The 14,139-nt window shown below is 54.5% G+C and carries 12 protein-coding genes and 1 tRNA gene; 8 read left to right on the forward strand and 5 right to left on the reverse strand.

Features of this window, described 5'->3' with window-relative positions; genetic code table 11:
• Positions 1 to 87: 87 nt before the first annotated feature.
• Together ACH1XZ_RS13110 and ACH1XZ_RS13115 are read left to right on the forward strand one after the other, a co-directional pair.
• Positions 88 to 708, forward strand: coding sequence for a TIGR04211 family SH3 domain-containing protein (locus ACH1XZ_RS13110; protein WP_395595920.1), 621 nt, complete (start codon positions 88 to 90; stop codon positions 706 to 708).
• Between the two features lie 69 nt (positions 709 to 777).
• Complete coding sequence (locus tag ACH1XZ_RS13115; protein WP_395595921.1) at positions 778 to 2,019, forward strand: multifunctional CCA addition/repair protein; 1,242 nt, start codon at positions 778 to 780, stop codon at positions 2,017 to 2,019.
• A 10-nt stretch (positions 2,020 to 2,029) separates the two neighbouring features.
• On the opposite strand, the gene bacA is transcribed toward ACH1XZ_RS13115, so the two are convergent.
• A complete protein-coding gene (gene bacA, locus ACH1XZ_RS13120; RefSeq protein WP_395595922.1) occupies positions 2,030 to 2,851 on the reverse strand; it encodes an undecaprenyl-diphosphate phosphatase in 822 nt (273 codons plus the stop codon).
• A gap of 92 nt (positions 2,852 to 2,943) precedes the next feature.
• The gene (folB, locus tag ACH1XZ_RS13125; protein WP_395595923.1) at positions 2,944 to 3,303 is read right to left on the reverse strand and encodes a bifunctional dihydroneopterin aldolase/7,8-dihydroneopterin epimerase; all 360 of its coding nucleotides are present in this window, start codon (positions 3,301 to 3,303) and stop codon (positions 2,944 to 2,946) included.
• A gap of 107 nt (positions 3,304 to 3,410) precedes the next feature.
• On the opposite strand from folB, the gene plsY reads away from it, so the two are divergent.
• Entirely contained in the window at positions 3,411 to 4,031 is a 621-nt protein-coding gene (gene plsY / locus ACH1XZ_RS13130; protein ID WP_395595924.1) for a glycerol-3-phosphate 1-O-acyltransferase PlsY, read from the forward strand.
• Positions 4,032 to 4,100: 69 nt separating this feature from the next.
• Here the strand turns inward: plsY and tsaD are convergent, their stop codons facing one another.
• Positions 4,101 to 5,114 (reverse strand): tRNA (adenosine(37)-N6)-threonylcarbamoyltransferase complex transferase subunit TsaD, encoded by a 1,014-nt coding sequence (gene tsaD / locus ACH1XZ_RS13135; protein ID WP_202217157.1) that lies wholly within the window; start codon positions 5,112 to 5,114, stop codon positions 4,101 to 4,103.
• Between the two features lie 236 nt (positions 5,115 to 5,350).
• Here tsaD and rpsU point away from each other — a divergent pair, with 236 nt between their 5' ends.
• The 3 genes from rpsU to rpoD all read left to right on the forward strand — a co-directional run bounded on the left by rpsU (position 5,351) and on the right by rpoD (position 9,421).
• Positions 5,351 to 5,566 carry a 30S ribosomal protein S21 gene (gene rpsU / locus ACH1XZ_RS13140; protein ID WP_001144069.1) on the forward strand — a complete coding sequence of 72 codons (216 nt, stop codon included), beginning with the start codon at positions 5,351 to 5,353 and terminating at the stop codon, positions 5,564 to 5,566.
• A 114-nt stretch (positions 5,567 to 5,680) separates the two neighbouring features.
• Entirely contained in the window at positions 5,681 to 7,423 is a 1,743-nt protein-coding gene (gene dnaG / locus ACH1XZ_RS13145) for a DNA primase (RefSeq protein WP_035893683.1), read from the forward strand.
• Between the two features lie 153 nt (positions 7,424 to 7,576).
• Positions 7,577 to 9,421: an RNA polymerase sigma factor RpoD gene (gene rpoD / locus ACH1XZ_RS13150; RefSeq protein ID WP_035893681.1), complete on the forward strand. Its 1,845-nt coding sequence runs from the start codon at positions 7,577 to 7,579 to the stop codon at positions 9,419 to 9,421.
• Positions 9,422 to 9,610: 189 nt separating this feature from the next.
• On the opposite strand, the gene mug is transcribed toward rpoD, so the two are convergent.
• The gene (gene mug / locus ACH1XZ_RS13155; RefSeq protein ID WP_395595925.1) at positions 9,611 to 10,117 is read right to left on the reverse strand and encodes a G/U mismatch-specific DNA glycosylase; all 507 of its coding nucleotides are present in this window, start codon (positions 10,115 to 10,117) and stop codon (positions 9,611 to 9,613) included.
• A gap of 126 nt (positions 10,118 to 10,243) precedes the next feature.
• Here mug and ACH1XZ_RS13160 point away from each other — a divergent pair.
• Positions 10,244 to 10,319: transfer RNA gene (locus tag ACH1XZ_RS13160), tRNA-Ile, on the forward strand.
• Positions 10,320 to 10,660: 341 nt separating this feature from the next.
• Here the strand turns inward: ACH1XZ_RS13160 and ACH1XZ_RS13165 are convergent.
• Positions 10,661 to 12,022 (reverse strand): MFS transporter, encoded by a 1,362-nt coding sequence (locus tag ACH1XZ_RS13165; protein ID WP_395596056.1) that lies wholly within the window; start codon positions 12,020 to 12,022, stop codon positions 10,661 to 10,663.
• A gap of 485 nt (positions 12,023 to 12,507) precedes the next feature.
• Here ACH1XZ_RS13165 and ACH1XZ_RS13170 point away from each other — a divergent pair, with 485 nt between their 5' ends.
• A complete protein-coding gene (locus ACH1XZ_RS13170) occupies positions 12,508 to 14,124 on the forward strand; it encodes an FGGY-family carbohydrate kinase (RefSeq protein ID WP_395595926.1) in 1,617 nt (538 codons plus the stop codon).
• Positions 14,125 to 14,139 lie beyond the last annotated feature (15 nt).

Here is a 14,139-nt window from a genome sequence, read left to right on the forward strand (position 1 = left end):
GAGGATTCTGATTGCCGCAGAATGCTTTGCGTCGTCAGACTGTTGCCACTACTATCGTTCCACTTTTATGACAAAAACGATGATCTGATGCCAAAATTACGCTTAATTGCCATTACTTTACTGACACTTACCGCTTCCACCATCGCGCACGCTGATGAAAAGCGCTACGTTTCCGACGAATTGAACACTTGGGTCCGTAGCGGCCCGGGTGATAACTACCGCCTGGCGGGCACCGTGAACGCGGGCGAAGAAGTGACCCTGCTGCAAACCAACGATGCGACCCAGTACGGTCAGGTTCGCGACAGCAACGGCCGCACCGCCTGGATCCCGCTGAAGGAACTGACCGCGACGCCTAGCCTGCGTACCCGTGTGCCGGATCTGGAAAATCAGGTCAAAACCCTGACCGACAAGCTCAATAATATCGACACCACCTGGAACCAGCGCACCTCTGAAATGCAGAAAAAGGTCGCCCAGAGTGATAGCGTGATTAATGGTTTAAAAAATGAAAACCAGAAGCTTAAGAATGAGCTTATTGTCGCGCAGAAAAAAGTGAACGCCGCCAATCTGCAGCTGGATGACAAGCAACGTACCATCATTATGCAGTGGTTTATGTACGGTGGCGGTGTGCTGGGTATGGGTCTGCTCCTGGGTCTGGTTCTGCCACACATCATCCCGAGCCGTAAGCGCAAAGATCGCTGGATGAACTAACCCCGATTCGCGTTCTCAGTGCTTCTTTCGTATTATCCAGAAAGGAATAATGTCGAGGAGAAGCGTGGCGTGAAGAGTTATCTGGTCGGTGGTGCAGTTCGGGACGGGTTGTTAGGGCTACCGGTCAAAGATAAAGATTGGGTGGTGGTCGGCGCCACGCCGCAACAAATGCTCGACGCGGGCTACCAGCAGGTAGGCCGCGACTTTCCCGTTTTCCTCCACCCTGAAAGCCACGAAGAGTACGCGCTTGCCCGCACCGAACGAAAATCGGGTTCGGGCTATACCGGCTTCACCTGCTATGCCGCGCCGGACGTCACGCTGGAGCAGGACCTGCTGCGCCGCGATTTAACCGTCAACGCGCTGGCTCAGGATGCCGACGGGACGATTATCGACCCTTACGGCGGCCGTAACGACCTTCAACAGCGCATTCTGCGTCACGTCTCCCCCGCTTTTGGCGAAGACCCGCTGCGCGTCCTGCGCGTGGCTCGCTTTGCCGCACGCTATGCCCACCTGAGTTTCCGGATTGCCGATGAAACCATGACGCTGATGCGCGAAATGACTGACGCAGGCGAGCTCGCCCATCTGACGGCAGAACGCGTCTGGAAAGAAACCGAAAATGCGCTCGGCACGCGTAACCCACAGGTCTTCTTCCAGACGCTTCGCGACTGCGGCGCGCTGAAGGTGTTATTCCCGGAAATTGATGCACTGTATGGCGTACCGGCACCGGAAAAATGGCACCCGGAAATTGATACCGGCGTGCATACATTGATGACCGTGACCATGGCGGCGATGCTGAGCCCGGACATTGATGTTCGCTTTGCCACGCTGTGCCACGATTTAGGCAAAGGCCTTACGCCAAAAGCGCTCTGGCCGCGTCACCACGGCCATGGTCCGGCAGGCGTGAAGCTGGTTGAACAGCTCTGCCAGCGCCTGAAGGTACCCAACGAGATGCGCGACCTGGCAAAGCTGGTTGCCGAGTTCCACGACCTCATCCATACCTTGCCCATTCTGCAGCCCAAAACGCTGGTGAAGCTTTTTGATACATTAGACGCCTGGCGCAAGCCGCAGCGCATTGAGCAGATTGCGCTGACCAGCGAGGCGGACGTGCGGGGCCGCACTCACTTTGAAGCCTGTGACTATCCGCAGGGACGCTTGCTCCGCGAAGCCTGGCAGGCAGCGAAAGCCGTGGGTAATAAAGAAGTTATCGACGATGGCTTTAAAGGGCCGGAGATTCGAGAAGAACTGACGCGCCGTCGAATTCAGGCGGTTGCGAACTGGAAGGAAAAGCGTTGCCCTCAGCCCAAAGACTGAGGGCTCTTCATCAGAAGAAGACCACGTAAACCGCGGCTGCCACAACGAAGCGATAGATAGCGAACGGAATAAACGAAATCCGTTTCACGAGCTGCAGGAAGGTTTTAATGGCCACCAACGCAACCAGGAACGCCATCACAAAGCCTACCGCGAACATCGGGATGTCGGCGGCGGTCAGGAAGTGCCAGCTCTTATAGAGATCCAGCACCGTCGCGCCCATCATCATCGGCACCGCCAGCAGGAACGAGAACTCTGAGGCCGCGTAGCGGCTTACGCCCATCAGCATCCCGCCAGAAATCGTCGCCCCGGAGCGAGAGAAGCCAGGCCACAGCGCCAGACACTGGAAGCAGCCAATCGCAAAGGCCTGACGATAGTTCATATCATCAATGCCCACCGCGCTTGGTTTTTTCGGTTTCAGCAGCTCAGCGGCGATTAACAGCAGGCCGCCCACAATCAGGGCGTACATCACGTTAACCGGGTTAAATAGCGATTTAATTTTATCGTGCAGCACCAGCCCCAGCACCACTGCGGGGATCATGCCAAGCAGAATATGAATCAGCGATAAACGCCCGGAGCCTTCACCTTCGTGAACCGGCGGACGCCCGAAGTTGATGCCAATCAGCCCAAACAGACGGCGCCAGAACATCACCACCACTGCCAGAATCGAACCGAGCTGGATAACCACTTCAAAGGTATCCGCGGTATCGCCTTCAAACCCCAGTAGATGACCTACGATTATCATATGTCCGGTACTGGATACGGGCAGAAACTCCGTCAGTCCTTCGACCACACCCAAAATTGCCGCGACCAGCAGCGAGTGTATATCGCTCATTAATAAACCCTTAAAAAGTAAACAATAAAATAAACCCGGCACTATGACCGGTATAAATCACTTTGGTTTAAATAATATTACTGCTGATACTTTTATTTCGGATTATGGCCACGCTCAATAATAACGCCGACGTTCGCCGCGCGGGCGACGGCACCTGGTTTGCTGACTTTGATACGCACCCACGGGGAGTTAAAGCGAGACATCAGCAGCTCGGCCAGCTCTTCTGCTACGCGTTCAACCAGCGCAAAACGGCTGCCTTCGACATGCCTGACTACCGCTTCGCTGATATCCGCATAGCTCAGGCAGTCATCCACGTTGTCGCTGGCGGCGGCTTTACGGTTATCCCAGCCTAATTCGATATCGAACACCAGCTTCTGTTCAATGGTCTGTTCCCAGTCATAAACACCAATAGTGGTGATTACCGAAAGTTGCTCTATAAATACAATATCCATCACGACCTGCTTGGTTTTAGGCTAAACCGGATACCACTTCCGGCGAATTATGCGTATTATCCACAGATGCAGAGAATACTTCGACATTTTCAAAATGGAACAGCGTTATGAGTGCAATCGAGCCTGGAATGATCATCCTCGCCTACCTTTGCGGCTCAATTTCCAGCGCCATTCTGGTCTGCCGCATCGCGGGGTTACCTGACCCTCGCGCCAGTGGTTCCGGTAATCCCGGGGCCACTAATGTGTTACGCATCGGCGGAAAAGGCGCAGCCGCAACCGTGCTGATTTTCGACATCCTGAAAGGGATGCTGCCCGTTTGGGGCGCGTATGCCCTTGGCCTTTCCCCATTCTGGCTAGGCCTGGTGGCGATTGCCGCCTGTCTGGGCCACATCTGGCCGGTATTTTTCCATTTTCAGGGCGGTAAAGGCGTTGCTACCGCTTTCGGCGCCATTGCGCCTATCGGCTGGGACCTCACCGGCGTGATGGCCGGGACCTGGCTGCTGACCATTCTGCTGAGCGGCTATTCTTCGCTTGGCGCCATCGTCAGCGCGCTGGTCGCGCCGTTTTACGTCTGGTGGTTTAAACCCCAATACACCTTCCCGGTGTCGATGCTCTCGTGTCTGATTCTTTTGCGTCATCATGACAATATTCAACGCCTATGGCGACGTCAGGAGACAAAAATCTGGGCGCGTTTGAAAAAGCGTAAACAGAAGAAAGAAGAAAAGTAGAAAGGGGCAATCCCGGGGTCGGCTAAACGCCTCGCCCGGGCTACAGACCGCGTAGGCCGGATAAGGCGTTTACGCCGCAGGAAGTTCAGCCAGCGGCCAGCGCGGACGAACGGTCACGCCCAGCGATTCATTCACGCCGGTTTTCAGACGTACCATCCCCGCATAGGCAATCATCGCGCCGTTATCGGTGCAGAACTCAGGACGTGCATAGAACACTTCGCCGCGACGTTTCTGCATCATTTCGGCCAGCTTCGCGCGCAGCGTACGGTTGGCGCTCACGCCGCCCGCCATCACCAGGCGCTTAAAACCGGTTTGATCCAGCGCGCGTTTGCACTTGATCATCAGCGTATCCACCACCGCATCTTCAAATGCACGGGCAATATCGGCGCGAGTTTGGTCGTCAGCCTCGTTATTACGGATGGTATTGGCCGCGAACGTTTTCAGGCCAGAGAAGCTGAAGTCCAGACCCGGACGGTCGGTCATTGGACGCGGGAAGACAAAGCGTCCTTCCGTGCCCTGCGAGGCCAGTTTTGACAGCATTGGGCCGCCAGGATAGTCCAGACCGAGCAGCTTCGCCGTTTTATCAAAGGCTTCGCCCGCCGCATCGTCAATCGACTCACCGAGCAGCGTGTATTCGCCGATGCCGGTCACGCTAATCAACTGCGTATGGCCACCGGAAACCAGCAGCGCTACAAACGGGTATTCAGGCGGATTATCTTCCAGCATTGGTGCCAGAAGGTGCCCTTCCATATGGTGTACAGGAATCGCCGGCACGTTCCAGGCAAACGCCAGAGAGCGACCAACGGTAGCACCAACCAGCAGCGCCCCGACCAGACCAGGGCCTGCGGTATAGGCCACAGCATCAATATCTTTCGCCGTCAGATTAGCCTCTTTCAAGGCCTCCTGGATCAGCGGCACCGTTTTACGCACGTGGTCGCGCGACGCCAGTTCAGGCACCACGCCGCCGTAGTCAGCGTGTAATTTCACCTGACTATACAGTTGGTTGGCTAACAGACCTTTTTCATCGTCATAAATTGCGATGCCGGTTTCATCGCAGGATGTTTCAATACCCAGTACACGCATGGCTATATTTACCTCGTTTCAATACCGCGCAGTTTAGGTTTTCTCTCCCGGCTTGTAAAACATTGTTCGCCCCAGGAAGCTGCCTCGTGTATACTCCTCACCCTTAAAAAGTTCATTTCAAAAAAGGCACCGGTGCTTTACAAAGCAGCAGTAGTTGCAGTAAAATTCCGCACCATTTTGAAATAAGCTGGCGCTGATGCCAGCAGCAAACCGAATTAATCAAAGGTGAGAGGCACATGCCGGTAATTAAAGTACGTGAAAACGAGCCGTTCGACGTAGCTCTGCGTCGCTTCAAGCGTTCCTGCGAAAAAGCAGGTGTTCTGGCGGAAGTTCGTCGTCGTGAGTTCTATGAAAAACCGACTACCGAACGTAAGCGCGCTAAAGCTTCTGCAGTGAAACGTCACGCGAAGAAACTGGCTCGCGAAAACGCACGCCGTACTCGTCTGTACTAATCTTTTGAGAGCATCGGCTCTCAATTGTCAGACCGAGTTGTAGTTGCAAGGCCGTGCTTCCGAAAGGAATGCGCGGCTTGTTTTCGTTTATACGTCTTCAAATAAACGGGGCCTATGGCTGGACGAATCCCACGCGTATTTATTAATGATCTGCTGGCGCGCACCGACATCATCGATCTGATCGATGCACGGGTGAAGCTGAAAAAGCAGGGCAAGAATTACCATGCGTGCTGTCCGTTCCATAACGAGAAAACCCCCTCTTTCACCGTGAACGGTGATAAGCAGTTTTACCACTGCTTCGGCTGCGGCGCGCACGGCAATGCCATCGACTTTTTAATGAACTATGACAAGCTCGAGTTCGTTGAAACCGTTGAAGAACTGGCGGCCATGCACAATCTTGAAGTGCCGTATGAAGCCGGAACAGGCCTGAGCCAGATAGAGCGTCATCAACGACAAAATCTCTATCAACTCATGGAAGGATTAAATGATTTTTATCAGCAATCCTTCACGCAACCCATCGCCGAGCCTGCACGCCAGTACCTGGAGCAACGCGGCCTAAGCGCCGAGATTGTCCAGCGTTTTGCTATTGGTTTTGCACCGCCAGGCTGGGACAACGCTTTAAAACGTTTCGGCGGTAATGTCGACAACAGAAAGCTGCTGCTCGATGCCGGAATGCTGGTCAACAACGACCAGGGAAGAACGTACGACCGTTTCCGCAATCGCGTGATGTTCCCGATTCGCGACAAACGAGGCCGGGTGATTGGATTTGGTGGTCGCGTATTAGGTAACGATACGCCGAAATACCTCAACTCCCCGGAAACCGATATTTTCCATAAAGGTCGCCAGCTTTATGGCCTTTATGAAGCCCAGCAGCACAGCGCGGAACCCCAGCGCCTGCTGGTTGTCGAAGGCTATATGGATGTCGTCGCCCTCGCGCAATACGGTATTAACTACGCGGTGGCTTCGCTGGGTACATCAACCACAGCCGACCACATGCATATGCTGTTCCGTGCGACGAATAACGTTATTTGCTGTTACGACGGCGACCGCGCCGGGCGCGACGCCGCATGGCGTGCGCTGGAAACGGCAATGCCTTACATGACCGACGGTCGTCAGCTACGCTTTATGTTCCTGCCCGACGGTGAAGACCCGGACACGCTGGTTCGTAAAGAAGGCAAAGAGGCTTTTGAAGCCCGGATGGAGCATGCACAACCGCTCTCCGTGTTCTTATTTAATAGCCTCCTGCCACAGGTTGACCTGAGTACACCAGACGGCAGCACGCAGCTCGCAGCCCTGGCGCTACCGTTAATCAGCCAGGTACCAGGCGACGCGCACCGCATTCAGTTGCGCCAGACGCTGGGTCTGAAGCTAGGCATCTTTGACGATGCACAACTTGATCGTTTAATGCCTAAACAGGCAGAAAGTGGGGTTGTTCGCCCGACTCAGCAGATAAAACAGACGCCTATGCGTATACTTATAGGGCTACTGGTGCAAAACCCAAATCTGGCACCACTTGTCCCGCCTATGCATGGGCTGGCGCAGACAAAGCTACCGGGTCTCAGCCTGTTCACCCAACTGGTGAACCTGTGCGTTGCGCAACCGGGCCTGACAACAGGCCAGCTTTTAGAGAACTATCGTGGAACAAGTGAGTACTCAACACTTGAAAAACTCTCAGCCTGGAACGATATAAAGGATGAGAACGTTGAAAAAATGTTCACCGATACGCTCAACCGAATTTTTGATTCAATGCTTGAACAGCGACAGGAAGAGTTGATAGCTCGCGATCGCACGCACGGTTTAAGCAGTGAAGAACGCAGGGAGTTCTGGGAAATCAGACAGGCCCTGGAAAAAAAATGAATTTAACGGCTTAACTGCCGAATACCGTTCGGGAAGCCCCCGACAGCCGCTCGAGGCGCAGCGGCACTAATATAAGTACGCCCTCGCTTTAAATGTCGGCGGTTCGTTCGCCGACCGACACCAATCAAATGAATTAAGTGTGGATACCGTCTTATGGAGCAAAACCCGCAGTCACAGCTCAAGCTTCTTGTCCAGCGTGGTAAGGAGCAAGGCTATCTGACCTATGCCGAGGTCAATGACCATCTGCCGGAAGATATCGTCGATTCAGATCAGATCGAAGACATCATCCAAATGATCAACGACATGGGCATTCAGGTGATGGAAGAAGCGCCGGATGCCGATGATCTGTTGCTGGCTGAAACCTCCAACAACACTGATGAAGACGCGGAAGAAGCGGCTGCACAGGTTCTGTCCAGCGTGGAATCCGAAATCGGGCGTACGACCGACCCGGTGCGCATGTACATGCGCGAAATGGGTACGGTAGAACTGCTGACCCGTGAAGGCGAAATCGACATCGCCAAACGCATCGAAGACGGGATCAACCAGGTTCAGTGCTCCGTTGCCGAATACCCAGAAGCCATTACCTACCTGCTGGAACAGTACGATCGCGTTGAAGCTGAAGAAGCGCGTCTGTCTGACCTGATCACCGGTTTCGTTGACCCGAACGCTGAAGAAGATATGGCGCCTACCGCCACTCACGTCGGTTCCGAACTGTCTCAGGAAGAGATGGATGACGACGATGAAGACGAAGACGACGACAGCGACGACAGCAGCGACGATGACAACAGCATCGACCCTGAGCTGGCACGTGAGAAATTTGGCGAGCTGCGTACCCAGTACGAAATCACTCGCGACACGATCAAAGCAAAAGGCCGTAGCCATGCCAGCGCTCAGGAAGAGATCCTGAAGCTGTCTGAAGTATTCAAGCAGTTCCGTCTGGTACCGAAGCAGTTCGACTACCTGGTTAACAGCATGCGTACCATGATGGACCGCGTGCGTACCCAGGAACGTATCATCATGAAGATGTGCGTTGAACAGTGCAAAATGCCGAAGAAAAACTTCATCACTCTGTTCACCGGCAACGAAACCAGCGAAACCTGGTTCAACGCGGCTATCGCGATGAACAAACCTTGGTCTGAAAAGCTGCATGACGTGAAAGAAGACGTTATGCGCAGCCTGCAGAAGCTGCAGCAGATTGAAGAAGAGACCGGCCTGACCATCGAGCAGGTTAAAGATATCAACCGTCGTATGTCCATCGGTGAAGCGAAAGCCCGCCGTGCGAAGAAAGAGATGGTTGAAGCAAACTTACGTCTGGTTATTTCTATCGCCAAGAAATACACCAACCGTGGTCTGCAGTTCCTTGACCTGATTCAGGAAGGCAACATCGGCCTGATGAAAGCGGTAGATAAGTTTGAATACCGTCGCGGCTACAAGTTCTCCACCTACGCAACCTGGTGGATCCGTCAGGCGATCACCCGTTCTATCGCAGACCAGGCGCGCACCATCCGTATTCCGGTGCATATGATTGAGACCATCAACAAGCTCAACCGTATCTCCCGCCAGATGCTGCAAGAGATGGGTCGTGAACCGACACCGGAAGAGCTGGCCGAGCGCATGCTGATGCCAGAAGACAAGATTCGTAAGGTGCTGAAAATCGCCAAAGAGCCGATCTCCATGGAAACGCCAATCGGCGACGATGAAGATTCGCATCTGGGTGACTTCATCGAGGATACTACCCTCGAGCTGCCGCTGGACTCCGCAACTACCGAGAGTCTGCGCGCTGCCACCCACGACGTTCTGGCTGGCCTGACCGCCCGTGAAGCGAAAGTCCTGCGTATGCGTTTCGGTATCGATATGAACACCGACCACACGCTGGAAGAAGTGGGTAAACAGTTCGACGTTACCCGCGAACGTATCCGTCAGATCGAAGCGAAGGCGCTGCGTAAACTGCGTCACCCAAGCCGCTCTGAAGTGCTGCGTAGCTTCCTGGACGATTAATCGCCCCGGTAAAAACGTAAAAAAGCTCCCATTAGGGAGCTTTTTTTTGTCTGCGATTCTGCGCTTTCCCGGCGGCGCTGCGCTTGGCCGGGCTACAGGCCGGAGTAGCCCCGTAGGCTGGATAAGGCGTTTACGCCGCCATCCGGCAATTTGCACATATACTGCCGGATGGCGCTGCGCTTATCCGGGCTACAGGCCGCGCGCCTTCAACGCCACGTCCAATTCCTGATATGCCTCCACCAGCTTATCCAACGTAATCCGACTCAGCCCGCTTGGGTTCGGCAACACCCACACCTCGGTATCACCAATCATGTAGGTCTGCTTACCCCACGTCGCCCCACGCTGCCCTAAACCGCGCTCAAAGGCCTGCTTGCCGAGCACCGCCAGAGCAGCTGGCTTATAACGCTCAACCTTCTCAATCAGCGCCTGCCCGCCGCTGCGCAGTTCCTGCAAGCTGACCTCGCTCGCCTGCACCGTCGGGCGTTCAACCAGCTTGGTGACGCCGCAGCGAAACGTCAGCATCTGCTCCGCCTCTTCCGGCTTCAACTGACGCTCGGTAAACCCCGCAAGATGCAGCACCTTCCAGAAGCGGTTTGCCGGATGGGCAAAGGGATAGCCCAGAGAAGAAGATGACAGCCCCGGGTTAATGCCGCAGAACAGCACGCGCAGCCCCGAATCAATAATGTCCTTAACCATAATATTCTCGACCAATACATCGTGGGATCAGTATAACGAATTGAAAATGCATTGTTTATAAAAACAGCATGTGCGCGCTTAGCGCTGGATTGGCGCTCGCTGTTACTTTATAATCGTCCGCTACCCGGCCCCTTAGCTCAGTGGTTAGAGCAGGCGACTCATAATCGCTTGGTCGTTGGTTCAAACCCAACAGGGGCCACCAGATAAAAAAGGGCTGACGAGAAATCGTCAGCCCTTTTACCTTGATAAACCCAACCCCATCATCCCACCTCAATCGCCTGGATCGTGCGTCGTAGCATTTTGCCGGGCGGCCAAAGTTGCCTATCCGACTATCTACCAGCGCCATGATCGCTTCTTTCTCCGAATGGGCGACGTTGGGATAGCTGGAAATACTCTCTTCTATCACCAGCATCCCCTTTTCATTTGCCGCACAAGGTTCACCGGTCACTTCGTTGAGCAACTGACGTTATAGCCATACATCGGCACGCTGGGGCTGACGAAATATCACCAGCCCTGCTCTATTTATAGTCGGTAAAACGCGCGCTATTTATTTACCGCATTCAGCTCATCATTGTAGCTTTCGCGTGTGACGCAAACGCACAGAATAGTGACCAGCGCCATGCAGGCGAGGAACAGCGAGATAGGCCACGACGCCCCGCCGGACCAGGCAATCAGAAGCGTCGCAATCATCGGCGTTAACCCCCCGACAATATTGGCCAGTTGGAAGCCCAGTGATACCCCGGTATAGCGAACGCTGGTATCAAACAGCTCAGAGAAGAAGGCGGGCTGAACGCTGAACATCATGCCGAGCCCAACGGAGTAGCAGAAGGTGGTGGCGAACATAAACATTTTCACCGAGCCGGAATCAATCATCCAGAACAGCGGAAACGCGAAAATAAGCGTGATCGCCGCCCCCGCAAGATACACCGGGCGACGACCAATTTTATCGGAAAGCCAGCCAAAGAACGGGAAGGTGAAGATACCGACAAAGCTCGCCAGCAGCAGCCCGTTCAGCGCGGTCTCGCGGGTAAAATTGAGCTCGCGAGTCACGTAGGACATGAAGAAGGCCACCGTTAACCACCCCAGCACAATCTCGCCCATGCGCATACCCATCGCCAGGAATACCGCTTTGCGATGGTGCTTTAGCACCGTTAGAATCGGGAATTTCTGCTCATTCGTTTGCGTCGTTTTCTGCTTTTTCTGGTTCTCTTTAAAAACCGGCGTCTCTTCAATGCGGGAGCGAATAAACATACCAACAAACAGCAGCGCAATACTCAGCAGGAACGGCACTCGCCAGCCCCATGACATCAGATCGTCTTCCGGCAGCATCACCACCAGCGCAAACACCCCGGTGGCAATAAACAGGCCCAGTACGTTACCCAACTGCACGAAGGTACCGAAGAAACCACGACGGTTGCGCGGCGCGTACTCGGTTATCAGCGTGGTGGCCCCGCCCCACTCTCCGCCGATGGCGAAGCCCTGGCACAGACGCAGGAAAATCAGGATCAACGGCGCGGCATTACCAATGGTGTTATAGCTCGGGATAAGCCCGATAAGGAAAGTCGAGATCCCCATGATCATCAGCGACAGCACCAGCGATTTCTTACGGCCAATTTTATCGCCGTAGTGACCGAATACGATGGCACCAATCGGGCGGCTCACAAAGGTTATCGACAGCGTCAGAAACGAAACCAGCAACCCCATCAGCGGCGACAGATTCGGGAAAAAGAGCGATGGGAAGACCAGCGCTGCCGCCGTCCCGTAAATGAAGAAGTCGTAAAATTCGATAGTCGTACCGGATAACCCAGAGCCAAGAACCGTAATCAGCTTCCTACGTTCTTGTTTTTGCAGCGATATCGGTTCGTTTTCTGCAGGGGTAATGGCTGGCGAGGTAAGCATAGTCATCATTAAATCCTCTGTCCTGAATAGTTATTGTCAGATTGGTCTGCGCCGGGTTAACCGCTTTGACAAGCAGTCGCGCTTAAAAGCTAACTCGAATTAGCTAATTATAACAACGAACAAATATTCACAACGGAAATACTAAAAGAGTGTGAGCCGGATCGGTTAAATTTTGACTGGTCAGCTCAGTGGCCAACGGCACGCCAGGACAAAAAAATTAACAAAATCATTAATATTCAAATGTATAAATAAAAATATATCGTGTATTAATTCACGAATGCCGTTTCGCTAACTTTCTCCCCTTAATTTCAGACGCGGTCCTCTCTGACTACCCTTTATTCGGTCACAAGAAAACCAGAATAAAATAATCCTTTAAAATCAATTTAATAAAAATGTCTGTTTGATAGCCATCACAGATCCTCGGTAAAGAAATTGTTCCTGCTTTTCTTTTGACCTAATTTGCTAATTCGAGTTAGCCAAGAGGATTAACCATGAAAGGACAGGCATACATCGGCGTTGACGTGGGTTCGGCCAGCGTCAGAGCAGGGATCTTCACCGGAAACGGCGAAAGACTGGCCTTTATCGTCAAACCAATAAGCCAATTCCATAGTACGGGCGATTGCGTAGAACAGTCTGCCACCGAAATATGGCAGGCCATCGGCGATGCCGTTGCAGAGTGCGTGAAAAGCGCGGCTATCGATCCGGCATTGATCCGCTCCATTGGCTTTGACGCGACCTGCTCGCTGGTCGTTGTGGCGCAAGACGGCAGCGGCATCCCCGTTTCACGCGACGGTCATCCCGAACGCGACATCATGATGTGGATGGATCATCGCGCGCAGCAGGAAACCCTCGACATCAATCAAACTCACGACGCAGCGCTACGCTACGTCGGCGGCGAGGTGAGCGTGGAGATGGAACTGCCCAAGATCCTCTGGCTGAAACGCCACTTTCCCGAACGCTACCGCCAGGCATGGCGCCTGTTCGATCTCGCCGACTATCTGGTCTGGCGAGCCAGCGGCGCTGATGTCGCCAGCGTCTGCACCCTGACCTGCAAATGGAACTATCTCGCTCACGAACAGCGGTTTAGCGCCACGCTGCTCGCCGCCGTCGGCCTTGAGGATGCGATCGAGAAGATCCCTGCCACCGTCTTGCCGTTGGGGGCGAAAGCAGGCTATCTCCAGCCAGACGTCGCCGCACGTTGGGGGTTAACCGAAGATGTGGTGGTGGCCAGTGGGATCATCGATGCTCACGCGGGGGGGCTCTCCCTCAGCGGCAGCCAGCCGGAGGGAAGCCTGGCGATAATCAGCGGTACCTCCAACTGCCATATGATTGTCAGCCCACAACCGATTGATATTCCTGGCGTATGGGGCCCTTACTACGGCGCGATGCTGCCCGGTCTCTGGCTGAATGAAGGCGGGCAAAGCGCCGCAGGGGCATTGGTCGAATGGACGCTACAGCAGCACGCTCACTGGCCTGCCGTTCGTCAGGAAGCCAGCGCGCTCGGCATCTCCACTTACCAACTGCTTAATCAATGGGTTGATGCCCTTGAGCGCCAGGAGCGCTGGCCCACCCGCCAACTGCACGTGTTGGGCGATCACCACGGCAACCGCTCTCCACGCGCTAACCCGCAGGCGCGCGGCGCTATCTACGGCCTGACGCTGGAAACCGGTGCTACGGGGCTTGCCCGTCTCTACCTTGCCACCCTACAAGCGATTGCCTACGGAACCCGTCACATCATTGAAGCCATGCGCGATGCCGGGCATCAGGTTTCCCGCATCATGATGTGCGGTGGCGCCACCAAAAATCCGCTGTGGCTGCGCGAATACGCAAACGCCACCGGCTGCGATATTCACCTGGCGGCGGAAGATGATGCCGTCACCCTTGGCGCCGCTCTGCTCGGCAGCGTGGCCTGCGGCGACTTCAGCGGCTTCCCCGATGCGGCCCGCACCATGAGTCACGCAGGCACAACCGTTCTGGCCGACCTGTCTCCCGACATTCAGGCTTTCCACCTCGCGAAGTATGAGGTCTACCTGATGATGTACGACGACCAGCAGCGCGCCCAACAACAGTTCCTTAAGTTCATGCCGGCCCCCTTACAAGACCAATAAATGACTGCCCCTACA

Origin of the sequence: Kluyvera chengduensis (assembly GCF_044197065.1) — a bacterium.
In the GTDB taxonomy this organism is placed as follows: Bacteria; Pseudomonadota; Gammaproteobacteria; order Enterobacterales; family Enterobacteriaceae; genus Kluyvera; species Kluyvera ascorbata_C.